Origin of the sequence: Kutzneria sp. 744 (assembly GCF_000568255.1) — a bacterium.
Taxonomy (GTDB): Bacteria; Actinomycetota; Actinomycetes; order Mycobacteriales; family Pseudonocardiaceae; genus Kutzneria.
This window is the reverse complement of record NZ_KK037166.1, coordinates 6,042,580-6,058,054: the sequence shown is the minus strand read 5'-3', so window position 1 is coordinate 6,058,054 and position 15,475 is coordinate 6,042,580. Positions and strand designations below refer to the sequence as shown.

The 15,475-nt window shown below is 70.1% G+C and carries 16 protein-coding genes and 2 pseudogenes; 3 read left to right on the top strand and 15 right to left on the bottom strand.

Annotated elements, in window-relative coordinates:
• Positions 1-31: 31 nt before the first annotated feature.
• Together KUTG_RS53945 and KUTG_RS27425 are read left to right on the top strand one after the other, a co-directional pair.
• Positions 32-511 carry a hypothetical protein gene (locus KUTG_RS53945; protein WP_052395478.1) on the top strand — a complete coding sequence of 160 codons (480 nt, stop codon included), beginning with the start codon at positions 32-34 and terminating at the stop codon, positions 509-511.
• A gap of 21 nt (positions 512-532) precedes the next feature.
• Positions 533-877 (top strand): hypothetical protein, encoded by a 345-nt coding sequence (locus KUTG_RS27425; protein ID WP_043720768.1) that lies wholly within the window; start codon positions 533-535, stop codon positions 875-877.
• Here KUTG_RS27425 and KUTG_RS27420 read toward each other — a convergent pair.
• From KUTG_RS27420 to KUTG_RS27395, 6 genes and pseudogenes are all read right to left on the bottom strand, one after another.
• Positions 860-1,237: a CoA-binding protein gene (locus tag KUTG_RS27420; protein WP_043730820.1), complete on the bottom strand. Its 378-nt coding sequence runs from the start codon at positions 1,235-1,237 to the stop codon at positions 860-862. The two genes, KUTG_RS27425 and KUTG_RS27420, sit on opposite strands and share 18 nt — an antisense overlap.
• An 8-nt stretch (positions 1,238-1,245) precedes the next feature.
• On the bottom strand, positions 1,246-1,875 hold the full coding sequence (locus tag KUTG_RS27415) for a nucleoside/nucleotide kinase family protein (RefSeq protein ID WP_043720767.1): 630 nt from the start codon (positions 1,873-1,875) through the stop codon (positions 1,246-1,248).
• On the bottom strand, positions 1,869-2,573 hold the full coding sequence (locus KUTG_RS27410) for a PfkB family carbohydrate kinase (RefSeq protein WP_052395477.1): 705 nt from the start codon (positions 2,571-2,573) through the stop codon (positions 1,869-1,871). Before KUTG_RS27410 ends, KUTG_RS27415 begins: the two co-directional genes overlap by 7 nt.
• A 792-nt stretch (positions 2,574-3,365) precedes the next feature.
• Positions 3,366-3,697, bottom strand: a pseudogene (locus KUTG_RS27405) (ATP-binding cassette domain-containing protein); the annotation flags it as partial.
• A complete protein-coding gene (locus tag KUTG_RS27400) occupies positions 3,694-4,674 on the bottom strand; it encodes an ABC transporter permease (protein ID WP_043720764.1) in 981 nt (326 codons plus the stop codon). The gene KUTG_RS27400 and the pseudogene KUTG_RS27405, both read right to left, overlap by 4 nt.
• A gap of 1 nt (position 4,675) precedes the next feature.
• A complete protein-coding gene (locus tag KUTG_RS27395; RefSeq protein WP_043720762.1) occupies positions 4,676-5,686 on the bottom strand; it encodes a substrate-binding domain-containing protein in 1,011 nt (336 codons plus the stop codon).
• A gap of 125 nt (positions 5,687-5,811) precedes the next feature.
• On the opposite strand from KUTG_RS27395, the gene KUTG_RS27390 reads away from it, so the two are divergent.
• Positions 5,812-6,813, top strand: a complete 1,002-nt coding sequence (locus KUTG_RS27390) for a LacI family DNA-binding transcriptional regulator (protein ID WP_043720760.1) — start codon at positions 5,812-5,814, stop codon at positions 6,811-6,813.
• A gap of 65 nt (positions 6,814-6,878) precedes the next feature.
• On the opposite strand, the gene KUTG_RS27385 is transcribed toward KUTG_RS27390, so the two are convergent.
• The 9 genes and pseudogenes from KUTG_RS27385 to clpB form a co-directional block, all read right to left on the bottom strand.
• Positions 6,879-7,715: an NAD(P)H-binding protein gene (locus KUTG_RS27385; protein ID WP_043720759.1), complete on the bottom strand. Its 837-nt coding sequence runs from the start codon at positions 7,713-7,715 to the stop codon at positions 6,879-6,881.
• Between the two features lie 57 nt (positions 7,716-7,772).
• The gene (locus tag KUTG_RS27380; protein ID WP_043720757.1) at positions 7,773-8,816 is read right to left on the bottom strand and encodes a glycoside hydrolase family 76 protein; all 1,044 of its coding nucleotides are present in this window, start codon (positions 8,814-8,816) and stop codon (positions 7,773-7,775) included.
• An 81-nt stretch (positions 8,817-8,897) separates the two neighbouring features.
• Positions 8,898-9,373: pseudogene (locus tag KUTG_RS63970) on the bottom strand (TrmH family RNA methyltransferase); the annotation flags it as partial.
• 32 nt (positions 9,374-9,405) lie between these two features.
• Positions 9,406-10,077 carry a TrmH family RNA methyltransferase gene (locus KUTG_RS27370; protein WP_369794518.1) on the bottom strand — a complete coding sequence of 224 codons (672 nt, stop codon included), beginning with the start codon at positions 10,075-10,077 and terminating at the stop codon, positions 9,406-9,408.
• The gene (locus KUTG_RS27365; RefSeq protein WP_198047323.1) at positions 10,074-10,592 is read right to left on the bottom strand and encodes a LemA family protein; all 519 of its coding nucleotides are present in this window, start codon (positions 10,590-10,592) and stop codon (positions 10,074-10,076) included. The genes KUTG_RS27370 and KUTG_RS27365 overlap by 4 nt, the downstream gene beginning before the upstream one ends.
• 10 nt (positions 10,593-10,602) lie before the next feature.
• Complete coding sequence (gene pyrE, locus KUTG_RS27360; RefSeq protein ID WP_198047322.1) at positions 10,603-11,163, bottom strand: orotate phosphoribosyltransferase; 561 nt, start codon at positions 11,161-11,163, stop codon at positions 10,603-10,605.
• Between the two features lie 4 nt (positions 11,164-11,167).
• Positions 11,168-11,947, bottom strand: coding sequence for an SDR family NAD(P)-dependent oxidoreductase (locus tag KUTG_RS27355; RefSeq protein ID WP_043720755.1), 780 nt, complete (start codon positions 11,945-11,947; stop codon positions 11,168-11,170).
• A gap of 46 nt (positions 11,948-11,993) precedes the next feature.
• Positions 11,994-12,710, bottom strand: coding sequence for a type III secretion system chaperone family protein (locus tag KUTG_RS27350; RefSeq protein WP_043730814.1), 717 nt, complete (start codon positions 12,708-12,710; stop codon positions 11,994-11,996).
• Between the two features lie 277 nt (positions 12,711-12,987).
• A partial coding sequence (gene clpB / locus KUTG_RS27345) for an ATP-dependent chaperone ClpB (protein WP_063753569.1) occupies positions 12,988-15,475 on the bottom strand: 2,488 nt, incomplete at its 5' end.

Genomic DNA, 15,475 nt, shown 5'->3' with positions numbered 1-15,475 from the left:
ATCCGCTCGACGGTCCGGCGACACTTCGGCGGTGGAACTGCCAGCCGAACTGAGCCGCCGGGTCACCCTGCTCAACGCCGAGTACGCGCTCGGCCGGGCGAAGGGCAGCGACTGCGTCTGGCTCGCCTGCGACCTGCTCGTCGCCGGCGTCGACGGCCTCGCCGTGGCCGAGCTCGCCGCCGCCTCGACGGACATCTCCTTCTCCGACGGCGCACCGCTCATCGTGGCCATGCTGGACGAGCTGGGCTGCGCCCGCCTCGATGGAGTCACCGCCGTCTGGACCCTGGCCCGCGACATCGCCCACCGCTTGCTCGCCGGCGAACCGGCCGCCGGAGCCGAACTGTGGCCCCTGCTGCGGGCCGTGGACTTCCCCGACGACCTCGGCCTGATCACCGAGGGCCTGTTCGAGATCGAGCTCCTGTACGGCAGCGGCCGCGACGACGAGCTGGCCGCGCGGTGGACCAGGCTGGCCGAAGACGTGCTGGCCGAAACCCGCTCGACGCTCGGCTGACGGAATCGCCAGACTCGGCCGATGATCCCTCACCACTGGATCGCCCATCACCGGGACGAGGACGGGGAGCTGCTCGGCTACCTCCGGCCGGTCGGCGACGGCTTCGAGCCGGTGACGGTGTTCGGCCACGCGCTGGCGGAGCCGTCCGACGAGGACGACGCGGCGGCAGTGCTGGACGCGGTGGGCCTGAGCTACCTGGCCGACCGGTGGTTGCTGACCGTGCCGGACCGCGCGGAGCCGATCGCCGTGCAGGTGGTGGAGGCGGATGCCGACACGGTGCGGGTGAAGAACGTCGGCTACGAGAGCGGCCTCGACCGGCACTTCACCCTGCCGGTGCCGACCGATCGGCTACAGCCCGAGCGTTGAGCGTTCGACGGCGATGCAGCGGTCCTCGACGTAGGGCAGGCCGGCGGCCTCGGCGATGGCGCGGGCCTGGTCGTTGGCGATGCCCAGCTGGAGCCAGAGGGCGCCGGCCTTGACCTGGACGGCCTGCTCGGCGATGGCCGGGGTCTCATCGGCCGGGCGGAACACGTCGACGATGTCGATGTGCTCGGGGATGTCGAGCAGGCTGCGGTAGGCCTTCTCGCCGAGGATCTCGGTGGCGGTGGGGTGCACCGGGATCACCTTGTAGCCGGCGGCCTTGAGCGAGGCCGGCACGGAGTGCGCGGCCTTCCAGGGCTGGGTCGACAGCCCGACGACGGCGATCGTGCGGGCCGAGGTCAGCATTTCCTTGATCACGTCAGCTCCTCCTCAGCGATGACGAGGTCGGCCCGCCCCGAAGTGGCGTTGACCCGCACCGCGTTGGCCTGATCAGAGCCTAACGCGCGGCCGCGGGCCTGGTCGGGGGAGCGGCCGAACGCCTCGTGACGGGCGATCAGACGGGCAATCCGGACCTCCTCGGACGGGGCGAGGAACCAGATGTCGTCCACCAGCAGCCGCACCTCGTCCCACGGCCGGTCGGGCAGCAGGAGGTAGTTGCCCTCGGTCACGACGAGCGGCACCGACGGGAAGACAGGGACGGCGCAGGCGATGGGCTCCTCGATCTCGCGCCGGAACTCGGGGGCGTAGACGGTGTCGTCGCCGTGCAGCCGCAGCCGTTCCAACAGGTCGACGTAGCCGCCGACGTCGAAGGTGTCGGGCGCGCCCTTGCGCTCGGCCCGGCCGAGGCGGTTGAGCTCCCGCTGCGCGAAGTGGAAGCCGTCCATGCCGACGAGCACGGCCCGGTCCTCGCCGAGGGCCTCGACCAGCCGCGCGGCCAGGGTGGACTTGCCGGCGCCGGGCGCGCCGCAGATGCCCAACAGGGATCGGTCCTTGCTGTCGATCAACTGCTCGGCCCGCGCCACCAGGTCGTCGAACTTCACCAACTGCCCCCTCGAACCTCGTCCACCCAGCCGCGCGGGCCGACGTGGCGCACCTTGACCGACGCGACCCGGTTGGCCAGGTCGATCAGCCCGGGCAGGTCGTCGGCGGTGGGCACACGGCCCAACCGGCCGATGCCGAACGTCAGCGCCCCGTGCCAGACGTCGCCGGCGCCGGAGGTGTCCCGGGCGGCGACCCGCTGGGCCTCGACCACGCCGGTCTTCCCGCCACACGACCATTCGACGGCGCCGGGGCCATGGGTGCGGATCACGACCGGCACGCCACGGTCATGCAATTCCCTTGTGCTGTAAGGGTAATTCGCCGAGCAGGCGCAGACGTCCACCAGCGGCAGCAGTTCGGAGTGCACGTCCTTGAGGCTGCCGGCGTCGAGCACGGTCGGCGCCGTCGCCCGGGCCACCCGCAACGCCAGCGCCGGATGGTGCCCGTCGACGAGGACGGCGTCGGCCTCCAGGATCTCCACCGGCGGGGAAATCGTTGTGCCGGCGGCATTGTGCGACACCACGGTCCGCTCGCCGTCCCGGTCCCGCACCGTCACGGCGCTCACGGTCGGCGGATCCTGCTTGGCCGGCAACAGATCCAGCACGGTCACGCCGTGATCATCCAGGTCCCGCAAGGCCAGCATGGCCAGCGGATGGGCGCCGAGCCCGGTGATCAACGTCGGGATGCCGCCGAGGGCGGCCACCGCGACAGCGGCGATCGCTCGAAGGTGAAACTTCCTATAACCGCCCCCGGATCATCGCGCATCTCGTTCGCATATAGGATATTTGCGAATTACGACAACATCAGCATTCATACCACATATCAAACTTTAATATAGCGTTAGGTTACAACTTAGAACGGTAATCCCTGCAAAGCGTTTACAAGTACCCGGAGGCCTAGCACGGTGGGCGTGATCCGGTCTTGAGAGCTCGCCATAAATTCTAGAGGCTTGGACCAACTCTCGCTGAAGTGGGGATGGGAGAATAACGCCTCCTAGTAGACTCGTCACAGAGTTGCGTTTTTCGTTATTGGGAAGCACCCGATCCGGGATGAACGTTCAACCTGTATGGACCGCGGCGTTGACACAGGTGAGGTGACGACCAGTTTGCTTCGGCCGATCAACTCCTTTAAGCAGACTTTCAAATACATTAAGTTGCGGAGTAATGCCGGTACTTGCCAGAAATCATATTACTCTCTGCCATAGCCCGATCATTAAATACTGGCCATCCCACCTAGAGCTTCAGGATGACTCACCTGCATTCAGGGCAGTTAGTGTTCTGCCTATTGGCTGAGGCGTCACCTCGTAAAACTACTCACTTAAATTGTCGTCTGTACGAGCTTTTACCCAGGCACTGTTTGACGAAATCAGCTGGCTATGTCACGCTGAGCATCCCGTATATGGTCCAACCCGGGTAAAAGAGGGGAGGCAGTAAGATTTGGGGCCTACTCACTCTTGCTCTCCTAGCAAATAATCATGACCGTACCGGCCGCGCCAGCCGTCGAGCCGCTTCTCTCGGCCCATGAACAGGTTCGTGGCGATGTCCAGTGCCGGCGCGAGGGCCAGATCCTGGTACACGGTCTCGATCCCGGCCCGGCGGGCGTCCAGCGGGCCCGGAAGTGCACCGCCGAGCCGTCCACCTTGATCTCGCCGGCATCCGGCACCACGGCCCCGGACAACGCCTTGATCAGGCTGGACTTGCCGGCGCCGTTGTCGCCGACCACGGCCAGGACCTCGCCGGGCAGCAGGTCGAAGTCGGCGCCGTCGATCGCCGTCACGCGCCCGTACCGCTTGACCAGGCCCCTGGCCTGCAAGATCGGCTCGGTCATCGCTGCCTCCCTCGCGTGAACCGGTCCAGCGCGACGGCGGCGATCACCAGGATGCCGGTCGCCACGTTCTGGTACAGGTCGTCGATGCCGGCCTGTGTGAGCCCGCTGCGCAGCACCGTGACGATCAACGCGCCGACGAGCGTGCCGAGCACGCTTCCCCGGCCACCGAACAGGCTCGTGCCGCCGATGACGACCGCGGTGATCGAGTCCAGGTTGGCCGTCTGGTAGGCGTTCGGGTCGGCGTTGGGCACGCGGCCCAGCGCCTGCCACGCGGCGATGCCGTAGATCAGGCCGGCGATGATGTAGACGCCGATGACCGTGCGCTGCACGTTGATCCCGGACAGCCGGGCCGCCTCGGGCTCGTTGCCCACGGCGTAGACATGCTTGCCCCAGCCCGTTTTGTTCAGTGCGTACCAGACGACGAGGAACATCACGAGGGCCAAGGTCATGCCGTAGGTGACCTCGATGCCGCCGAACAGGTAGCGCCGTGTGCCCAGCCAGGACAACAGCGAGTCGCTGACCGGCACGGACTCTCCGGTGTAGATCCGGCTGACCGCGGTGAGAATGGTCAGCAGGCCCAGCGTCACGATGAACGGCGGCAGCTTGATGTTGGTGACGAGCACGCCGGTCAGCGCCCCGATCAGGGTGGCCGCGGCGATGCCGACGATCAGCGCCAGCCAGGCCGGCGCGCCGCCGACGACCAGCTTGGCCATCAGCAGCGTGGCCAGCACGGTGTTGGCCGCGTTGGCCAGGTCGATGCCGGCGGTGAGGATGATCAGCGTCTGGCCCAGGGCCATCGTGCCGACCACCAGCGACTGCTCGACGACCAGCGAGAGGTTGTCGAGTTCCAGGAAAGTGCTGGTGGACAAGGAGAACACGACAACCGCGACGACAAGGGCGATGGTCGGGCCGACCGCGGGCGTACGCAGCACGTACTCGCCGAAGCTGGCCCGGGTTCCGTTGGCGGTGGTGGCCATCTCACTTCCCCCAACAGTTCTGCAGGCCCCAGGTGGTGTCCTGGGACGGGATTCCGGGCACCGGCCGGTCGGTGATGACCATGGAGCCGGTGTTCTGGAAGCCGCTGGGCTTCTTGCCGCTCTTGGCGTACTCGACGGCCGCGTCGACGCCCAGCGTGGCCATCTTGGCCGGGAACTGCATGACCGTCGCGCCGTACTTGCCGTCCTTGACGTCCTGCACGCCCTGGCAGCCGCCGTCGATGGAGCCCATCACGACCTGGTTGAGCAGGCCACGGGCCTGCAACGCCGCGTAGGCGCCGCGGGCGGTCGGCTCGTTGAGCGTGTAGACGGCGTTGACCGTGGTGGCCCGTTGCAGCAGGTTCTCCATACCCTGCTGGGCCTGGCTCTGGTCGCCGTTCACCGACTGGTGGCCGATGATCGCCGGATCACCGTCGGAGAGGCCGAAGCCCTGCAGGAACCCGGTGTGCCGCTGCGTGTCCACTGTGGAGCCGGCCGTGCCGTCCAGCATCAGCAGCTGCGGCGGCTTGTCGCCGAGCACGGCCTTGACGTACTGGCCTTCCTGACGGCCGGCGGCGGTGTTGTCGGTCGCGTACGTGGCGTCGACCGCGCCGGCCGGATCGGTCTCGGTGTCCAGGGCGATCACCATGATGCCCTTGTCCCGTGCCTGCTTGATCGCGCTGAGCACGCCGGTCGCGCTGTTCGGCGTGATCAGGATCGTGTTCACGCCGCGTTGCACCAGGTTCTCGATCGCGGTCACCTGGCCGTCGTTGTCGCCGTCGAACTTGCCGGCCAGCGACGTGAACTGTGCGCCGAGTTTGCCCGCCTCGGCCTGCGCCGCCTGCCGGAGCGCCACGAAGTACGGATTGGTGTCGGTCTTGGTGACCAGTCCAATCTTCGCCTGCGTGTTGTTCCCGACGGCGGTGGAGCCACCCCAGTAGCGTTGCGTCGTGCAGCCCGTGGTGGTGACGGCCAGGATGGCGACGAGAGTCCCCATCGTCAGGCCCATTCTCATGGTGGCCCTCCTGATCAGCGACGGTGCTGGTTGCGGCGACGCTAATTGCGGGTAAGGTCCACAGCAAGCGTTTGCGCAAACGCTTGCACCTGTTTCGATCACGAAGCGTCGCAAGGAATGCTGCCATGGTCACCATGAAGGACGTCGCTCAACTGGCCGGCGTGTCGATCACGACGGTGTCTCACGTCGTGAACGGCACCAGGGCGGTGGCGGCGGAGACCAAGGAGCGGGTCCTCGACGCCGTGGCCAAGACCGGCTACACCGGCGACGTCATCGCCCGGTCGCTGGTCACCGGCGGCACCCGGTCCCTGGGCGTGGCCATCTCGCTGGTCGCCAACCCCTACTTCGCCGAGCTCATGCAGGCCATCGAGAGCGAGGCCACCGCCGCCGGCTACACCCTGCTGCTGGTCGACACCCACGACGAGGCCGAAACCGAGGAGTACTCCATCCGGATGCTGCGGGCCCGCCGGGTGGACGGCCTGCTGCTCACCCCCTCGCCCGGCGCCGTCGCCACCGTGCTGCCGGAGCTCCGCCGCCTCAACATCCCCACCGTGCTGGTCGACCGCCTGCCCGGCAACCAGCCCATCGACCAGGTCGGCCCCGAGAACGTGCAGGCCATGTCCGCCCTGGTCCAGCACCTCGGCGAGCTCGGCCACCGGCGCATCGGCATGATCAGCGGCGCCGCCGGCCTCACCACCTCGTCCGAACGGGCCTTGGGCTACCGCCTCGGTCTCGGCCGCGCCGGCCTGGCGTGGGACCCCGACCTCGTCGCCTCCGGCGAGTCCACCTCCGTCCAGGGCGCCGTGGCCCTGTCCCAGCTCCTGTCCCTGCCGGCCCCGCCCAGCGCCGTCGTCGCCGGCAACAACGCCATGATGGTCGGAGTCCTGCACGAGGCCCGCCGCCGTCAGCTCAAGATCGGCACCGACCTCGCCGTCGTCGGCTACGACGACGTGGAGTGGGCCGACCTCGTCGACCCACCCCTGACCACCATGGCCCAGCCCATCGCCGACATCGGCCGCACCGCCGTCCGCATGCTCCTGGCCCGCATCAAGGATCCCTCCCGCGAGCCCCAGACCGTCCGCCTGCCGGCCAAGCTCATGCACCGCCAGTCCTGCGGCTGCGCCTGAGCTTGTCGCTCTACGTGAGTGGCTCCCGTAGCGCCTGGGACGAAATGAGCCACTCACGTGGGCCCTCAGCTGAAGTCCGCCGCGTGGTCCTTCGCCCACTCCGCGAAGGTGTGGGCCGGCCGGCCCGTGAGCCGCTCCACGGTGTCGTTGACCAGCTCGGGGTAGGCCACGAACCCCGCGTGCGCCGCCAGCAGCCCGTCCACCACCGCCGCCGGCCTCCCCGCGAAGATCCCTCTGCGCGCCTCGTCGTCGGAGATCTCCTCGAAGCGCACCGGCCGTCCGATGGCCGCCCCGATCGCCTGCGCCTGCTCCATCTGGCTGATCGCCGCCGGGCCCGTCAGCACCGGCCGCGCCCCGACCAGGCCGTCCTCCGTCAGCGCCCGGACGCCGACCGCCGCGATGTCCTTCTCGTGGATCAGAGCCCGCCGCGCCGCCCCGTGCACCCAGCGGACCACCCCCTCGGCCCTGATCTGCGGGGCCCAGCCCAGGGTGTTCGCCGCAAACCCCGTGGGGCGCAGGAACGTCCACTCCACGCCCGCGCCCTCGATCAGCCGCTCCATCATCGCGTGCGAACCGAGGATTCCTTCGGTGGCATCGGCGGAGACACCGTTGGCCGACAGATACACCACCCTCCGGACCCGCTTCCCCATCTCCGCGATGACCGCCGGCGCCGCGTGATCGGCGGCGATGGTCGGCCACACCAGGAACACCGCGTCCACACCCTCCAGCGCCGGTCCCAGGCTCCCCGGATCCGCCAGGTCCCCCGCCACCACGTCGACACCCACCGGCAGCGCCGCCCGCTGCGGGTCCCGCACCACCGCCCTTGCGGCAATGCCCTTCTCCAGCAACTGCTTCAGCGCACTGCCGCCACCCCGTCCGGTGGCCCCGGTCACCAGGATCATGATTCCCCCTGCTCAGCCGACGATCGCTCCACCATGCAACCTCGACCAGGCTGGAGGTCAACTGATGTTGGGATGCACGTCGTTGCGTTCCAGGGTGGCGGCGGCCTCGAAGAGCATCCAGGCGGAGAGTTGGACGGAGAGGTCGCGTTCGGGGCGGCGGCGGCCGGGGGTGGCGGGCATGACCCACTCGGGGCCGAACAGGGGGCCGCTGCGGAGGTCGACGCGGTTGCGCCAGGCGGAGTCGGCCGAGAGGTAGACGATCTGGGCGGCTTCCTTGTCGTCGAGGACGATGGCGGCGTGGGCGAGGTAGCGGGCGAGGATGCCGGCGAACAGGCCGCCGTCGCCACCGCCGTTGCCGGGCAGGACACCGCCCTCGCCGACCATGTGCTCGGCGACGGCGAGCACGGTGCGGCGGGCGAGGGTGGCCCACACCTGGTTGCCGGTGGCGAGGAAGAGCTCGACGCACGCCCCGAGATAGACGCCCTGGCAGTAGGTGAAGGCCCATTCGACGATGCCGGAGACCTCGCCGGAAGGGTCGACGCGGAGCCCGTCGAGGACGAGACCGGTGTCGGGGTCGATGAGCCACTCGTCGATCCAGTCCACAATGGACATGGCGCGCTGGCGGTCGGCCCGGTCGCCGAGGCGGGTGAACAGCATGGCGGCGGGGCCGTTGGCCGGCACGTTCTTGAGATTGTCCTTGGTACGCCACCAGATGCCGCCGCCGCCGTGGTCGGTCCAGCCGTCACGGAGGCGCTGCCGGATCTCGTCGAGGGCCTCGGGCCGGCGGACGTCGAGCTCCTCGCCGGCCCGCCACAGGGCCAGGCCGAGCCAGGCGATGTCGTCGTAGTAGCGGTTGAGCCACCGGCGGCCGTTGCGCAGCCGGATGGTGTCGATCAGCCGCGAGATGTCACGCAGCCGCTCGTCCGAGGGGGACCGCAACTGGGCGTCGACGAGGCAGTCGAGCAGGTGCGCCTGCCACCAGTAGTGCCAGGGCACGTGCAGCCGACGGCCCCACGCGGGCCAGCCGGTGACGGCGATGAGGGAGCCGGGAAGGCCCCACAGGCGCCGAAGGTGTCTGGTCCGCACGGCCCGTTCGGCCATGCCTGCCCGGGCAGCCCACAGCGCGGGGGAATCCGTCACCGACCCATGGTGCGCGCTTGATCGATTCCGCAGACACCGTGATCACCAGGACGTATGAAGGTCGGCGTGTTGCGCCACCCACGTGTGCATCACGATGCCGGCGGCGACACCGGCGTTGACCGACCGCGTGGACCCGAACTGGGCGATCGACACTTTTTATGTCGGCGGAGGCCTGGGCGGCGGCGGACAGCCCCGGCCCCTCCTGCCCGAACAGCAGCACACACCGCCGGGGCAGCGCGGTGTTCTCGATACGCACGGAGCCGGGGGTGTTGTCCACGGCAATGATCTCCAGCCGCTCCGCCCGCGCGAAGGCCACCAGCGACTCGACGTCCTCGTGATGGTGCAGGTGCTGGTACCGGTCGGTGACCATGGCCCCGCGCCGGTTCCACCGCCGCCGCCCGACGATGTGCACGGCCTGGCGGCGATGCGTTGGCGGTGCGGACGACGGTGCCGATGTTGTGGTCGTGCTGGAAGTTCTCGATGGCGACGTGGAACGGGTGCCGGTGCTCCCTTCGGTCAAATCGCTTGATCGATTCCGCAGACACCGTGATCACCAGGACGTATGAAGGTCGGCGTGTTGCGCCACCCACGTGTGCATCACGATGCCGGCGGCGACACCGGCGTTGACCGACCGCGTGGACCCGAACTGGGCGATCGACACGACCATGTCGGCGGAGGCCTGGGCGGCGGCGGACAGCCCCGGCCCCTCCTGCCCGAACAGCAGCACACACCGCCGGGGCAGCGCGGTGTTCTCGATACGCACGGAGCCGGGGGTGTTGTCCACGGCAATGATCTCCAGCCGCTCCGCCCGCGCGAAGGCCACCAGCGACTCGACGTCCTCGTGATGGTGCAGGTGCTGGTACCGGTCGGTGACCATGGCCCCGCGCCGGTTCCACCGCCGCCGCCCGACGATGTGCACGGCCTGGGCGGCGAAGGCGTTGGCGGTGCGGACGACGGTGCCGATGTTGTGGTCGTGCTGGAAGTTCTCGATGGCGACGTGGAACGGGTGCCGGCGGCGGTCGAGGTCGGCGACGATCTCCTCGCGCCGCCAGTACCGGTAGTGGTCGACGACGTTGCGCCGGTCGCCCTCGGCCAGCAACTCGGGGTCGTAGCGGGCGTCAGGAGGCCACGGTCCCTCCCACGGCCCGACGCCGACCTCGGTGCCGGCCGGCACCCACTCGGTCGGGCCCAACTCGCTGTCGGGCAAGGAATCCTCGCTCACCGGGCTCGCCCGCCCGGCAGGAAGTACTGCGCCCGGCCCACCTTGCCCACGCCGGCCACGATGTTGCTGGGGAAGGCGACGATCCGGCTGTTCAGCGCGTGCACGCTGTCGTTGTAGTCACGGGATTCCGCCGCCACCCGCTCGTCGCTCTCACCCATCTGCTCCCACAACAGCCCGAAGTCCCGGCCCTCACGCAGCCCCGCCGGCACAGCGGCCAGGAAGCTGGTCAACTCCTCGTGCAGCCGGTGCTCGGCCACGCCCTGCGCGACCGGCCCGGCGCCGCGGCTGGCCATGGCCATCGACCGCGCCTGCACGATGGTGCTCACGTTCACGCCGCCGGCCTTGGTCACGGCGACGATGCCGCCGATCAGGTCGTGCCGACGTTGCAGCTCGCGGTCCACCCGTTGCCACTGCCGCTCGACCGCCCCGCGCTGCGCGGTGAATCTGTTGTGGCTCAACGAGACGCCGAGCGCAGCGACCAGCAGCACGACCACGACGGCCAGGACAGCGAGCAAAGGACGTCTCCTACAGACCGAGATCCGAGAGATCGAGAAGGTACCGGTACTCCAGACCGGCCTCCGCGATGGCTTCACGTACCCCGGTGTTGCGGTCGACAACCGTGGCCACGCCGACCACCGTCGCGCCGGCCTCGCGCAGCGCCTCCACGGCGGTGAGCACGCTGCCGCCGGTGGTGGAGGTGTCCTCGACGGCCAGCACCCGCTGCCCGGCGACCTCGATGCCTTCGATCCGCCGCTGCATGCCGTGCGCCTTGGTCTCCTTGCGCACCACGAACGCGTCGAGCACGTCGCCGTCGGCCGCGGCGGCGTGCATCATCGCGCACGCCACGGGGTCGGCACCGAGGGTGAGGCCGCCAGCGGCGACGTAGTCCCAGTCGGCGGTGAGCTGCCGCAGCAGCTTGCCGATCAGCGGGGCTGCCGCGTGCTGCAGCGTCGCGCGCCGCAGGTCGATGTAGTAGTCGGCTTCAGCGCCGGAAGACAGGGTGACACGGCCGTGCACGACGGCCAGCTCAGAGACAAGACGGGCCAGTTCGACTTCGCCGGAGATTCCACTCGCACGGGTCCACACCTTCTCATGTCCGGTCGCGTCCGGCGGCGACCCGCCCGGCGATCCTTCTCACCAATCCGCGCGGCACCAGCCGCGACAGCCCGACCACGGCCTTGTACTGGAAGCCGGGAATGCTGACCGCCTTGCCGTGGCCGAGGTCGGTCAGGCACTCGCTGACCACCTGGTCGGCGTCGAGCCACCACAGCTCGGACGTCTTGCTCATGTCGATGCCGGCGCGCTGGTGGAACTCGGTGCGCACGAAGCCGGGGGCCAGCACGATCAGCCGCACGCCGGAGCCGGTCAGCGCGATGGACAGCCCCTCGGTGAAGGCGGTGACGTACGCCTTGCTGGCCGAGTAGGTGGAGCCGCGGCCGGGCATGAAGCCGGCGACGCTGGACACGTTGATGATCGCCCCGGCGCGGCGCGGGACCATGGTCGCCAGCGCGGCGTGGGTCAGGCGCATCACGGCCGTCACGTTGACGTCCAACTGCTGCTGCATGTCCTCGACGGGCGAGGTCCAGAACTCGCCGGAGGTGCCGAAGCCGGCGTTGTTGACCAGCACGTCGACCGGGCGGGAGGCGTCGCGCAGCCGGGCCTCCACGGCCGCCCGGCCATCCTCGGTGCCCAGGTCGGCCGGCAGCACCTCGGCGTCGACGCCGAACCGGCGCTTGAGCTCCTCGGCCTGCTCGACCAGCCGGGACTCGGTGCGGGCGACCAGCACGAGGCGGTCGCCGTCGGAGGCGAACCGGCGCACGAAGGCGGCGCCGATCCCAGAGGTGGATCCGGTGACGAGACAGGTGGCCATGGCCGGCACGGTACCGGCGAGTCGGCACCGGGCGTATCCCTCGCCGTCAGGCCGGGTTGCGGCCGCCGAACGAGGGCCGGTAGACCTCGCCGCCGCCCGGGTTGTCGTCGGACGCCTCGTCACTGGGCGTGTCAGCGTCGAAAGGGTCGACCACGTCGGCCAGCTCGCCGACGTCGCGCAGCAGCCGTTCGAGGCGGGCCGGGCTGGCCCCGGGCGGCGCGGCCGCGAGCACCCAGTCCTCCTCCAGCCAGACCACGGTGACGTCGCCGCCGATCTCCTCGGCCGCCTCGACCAGGTCGGGCGTGATGAGCATGCGGGCGGCGGTCAGGTCGGACACGAAGGCGTAGCGCTGGCCGACCGGGCCGAGCAGGTCGGGCATCTGTTCCCGCTGGAAGGGGACGCTGGGCAGCCACAGCTCGACCACGACGGGGTGGGTGCGGCGGCAGCGGATGCCGACCAGCACCGAGTTGACCTTGCCGCCGTTCTCCAGGTCGAGCACGTACACCTGGCGCCGCCCGTCGGCGGTGAAGGTGGAGCCGGCGACGACGTCGCGGGCCACCCCGCTGCCGTAGTAGGCGATGGCCCCGTGGTGCCAGCGGGTGGGCAGCACGTGGTCTGTCTCGGCGAACTGCCAGCCGCGCAACCCCGCCCAACGACGTCGCTCTCGGTTACGAGCCGTCCGTTGGGCGCGGTCTGTCGCCAGCAGTGCCAACCCGGCCACCGCCAGGACGACGAACGCCGTGAACCAGACCCACGCAGGTATCACAACAGGCAGGGTAGCGGCCGACCGGCGGATTACGAAGATCACTAGTGGGTCAGTTCTCGCCGGAGGGGGTGACGGCTGTCCCGGATGACCGGCCGCGCCGGTCATCCGGGAGCCGCGAGGCCGCGCCGGTGCTTCGCACGGTTGCTGGATTTCGATCGCCGCCACCCGACGCAATCCCACCACCGAGCCGACGCGGCGGTCGAAACCCAGCAAGGGCGAGGCGCCGGTCACGAGCGGCCTCGCCGCGACGCCGAAGGCGGCGCCAAAGGCACAGTCAGCTGGTCAGCGACCGGCCGACCATGAGGCCGGAGTTGTCCTCCCAGGCGTCGACCACCACGGTGTCGCCGTCCCGGATCTCGCCGGCCAGCAGCTCCTTGGCCAGCTGGTCGCCGATCGCCGACTGCACCAGCCGGCGCAGCGGACGGGCGCCGTAGATCGGGTCGAACCCGTTGAGCGCCAGCCAGTCGCGGGCCGCCGGCGAGACCTCCAGGGTCAGCCGGCGCTGCGCCAGCCGCTTGCCCAGCCGGGCGACCTGGATGTCCACGATCGCGGTCAGCTCCTCGGTGGCCAGGGCGTGGAAGACCACCAGGTCGTCCAGCCGGTTGAGGAACTCCGGCTTGAAGTGCCGCTGCACGGTCGAGAGCACCGCGTCCTTGCGCTGCTGCTCGGTCAGCAGCGGGTCGGCGATGGCCTGCGAGCCGAGGTTGGAGGTGAGCACCAGGATCGTGTTGCGGAAGTCCACCGTGCGGCCCTGGCCGTCGGTCAACCGACCGTCGTCCAGCACCTGCAGCAGCACGTCGAACACGTCCGGGTGCGCCTTCTCCACCTCGTCCAGCAGCACGACGGCGTAGGGACGGCGGCGCACCGACTCGGTCAGCTGGCCGCCCTGGTCGTAGCCGACGTACCCGGGCGGCGCGCCGACCAGGCGGGCCACCGAGTGCTTCTCGGCGTACTCGCTCATGTCGATGCGGATCATCGCCCGCTCGTCGTCGAACAGGAACTCGGCCAGCGCCTTGGCCAGCTCGGTCTTGCCGACGCCGGTCGGGCCGAGGAACAGGAACGAGCCGGTGGGGCGGTCCGGGTCGGCGACGCCGGCCCTGGTCCGGCGCACGGCGTCGGACACCACGCGCACGGCTTCGGCCTGGCCGACCACGCGGCTGGCCAGCTCGTCCTCCATGCGCAGCAGCTTGGCCGTCTCGCCTTCGAGCAGCCGGCCGGCCGGGATGCCGGTCCAGGCGCTGACCACGTCGGCCACGTCGTCCGGGCCGACTTCCTCCTTGAGCATCACATCGCCGCTCGGCGTGCTCGCCGTCGCCGCCGCGAGGTCCTTCTCCAACGCCGGGATCCGGCCGTAGCGCAGCTCGGCCGCGCGCCCCAGGTCGCCGTCGCGCTCGGCCCGCTCGGACTCGCCTCGCAGCTGCTCCAGCTGCTCCTTGAGCTCGCGGACCTTCTCGATGGAGCCCTTCTCGTTCTGCCACCGGGCGGTCAGCGCGGACAGCTGCTCGCGCTTCTCGGCCAGCTCGGCCCGCAGCGCCTCCAGCCGCTGGACCGACGCCAGGTCGGACTCCTTGGCCAGGGCCATCTCCTCGATCTCCAGGCGGCGGACGGCCCGCTCCACCTCGTCGATCTCGACGGGCCGGGAGTCGATCTCCATCCGCAGCCGGGAGGCGGCCTCGTCGACCAGGTCGATGGCCTTGTCCGGGAGGAAGCGGGCGGTGATGTAGCGGTCGGACAGGGTCGCGGCGGCCACCAGCGCGGTGTCGGTGATGCGGACGCCGTGGTGCACCTCGTAGCGCTCCTTGAGGCCACGCAGGATGCCGATCGTGTCCTCCACGCTCGGCTCGCCCACCAGCACCTGCTGGAACCGGCGCTCCAGCGCCGGGTCCTTCTCGATGTGCTGGCGGTACTCGTCCAGCGTGGTCGCGCCGACCATGCGCAGCTCGCCGCGGGCCAGCATCGGCTTGATCATGTTGCCGGCGTCCATCGCGCCCTCGCCGGTCGCGCCGGCGCCGACGATGGTGTGCAGCTCGTCGATGAAGGTGATGACCTGCCCGGCGGAGTCGGTGATCTCCTTGAGCACGGCCTTGAGCCGCTCCTCGAACTCGCCGCGGTACTTGGCGCCGGCGATCATGGAACCCAGGTCGAGCGCCATGACCCGCTTGCCGCGCAACGACTCCGGCACGTCGCCGGCGACGATGCGCTGGGCGAGGCCCTCGACGATGGCGGTCTTGCCGACGCCGGGCTCGCCGATCAGCACGGGGTTGTTCTTGGTGCGCCGGGACAGCACCTGCACGACGCGGCGGATCTCGGCGTCGCGGCCGATCACCGGGTCGAGCTCGCCGTCGCGGGCGCGCTGGGTCAGGTCGACGCCGTACTTCTCCAGCGCCTGGAAGGTGCCCTCCGGGTCCGGGCTGGTGATCCGGGCCGAGCCGCGGACCTTGGTGAAGGCCTCGCGCAGCGCGTCCGGGGAGGCGCCGTGGCGGCGCAGCAGGTCGGCGACCTGCCCGCCCTCGGCCGCCAATCCCACCAGCAGGTGCTCGGTGGAGACGTACTCGTCGCCCATCTCGGTGGCCAGGCGCTGGGCGTGCGTGATCACGCGTAGGCCGTCGCGGGACAGGTTGGGGGCGGACATGCTGGCGCCGGTCGCCGACGGCAGCGAGTGCGCGAGCTTCTCCAGCTCGGCGCGCACCTGCGCCGGATCGGCCCCGACCGCGGTGAGCAGCGGGGCGGTCAGACCGTCACCCTGGGCCAGCAGCGCGGCG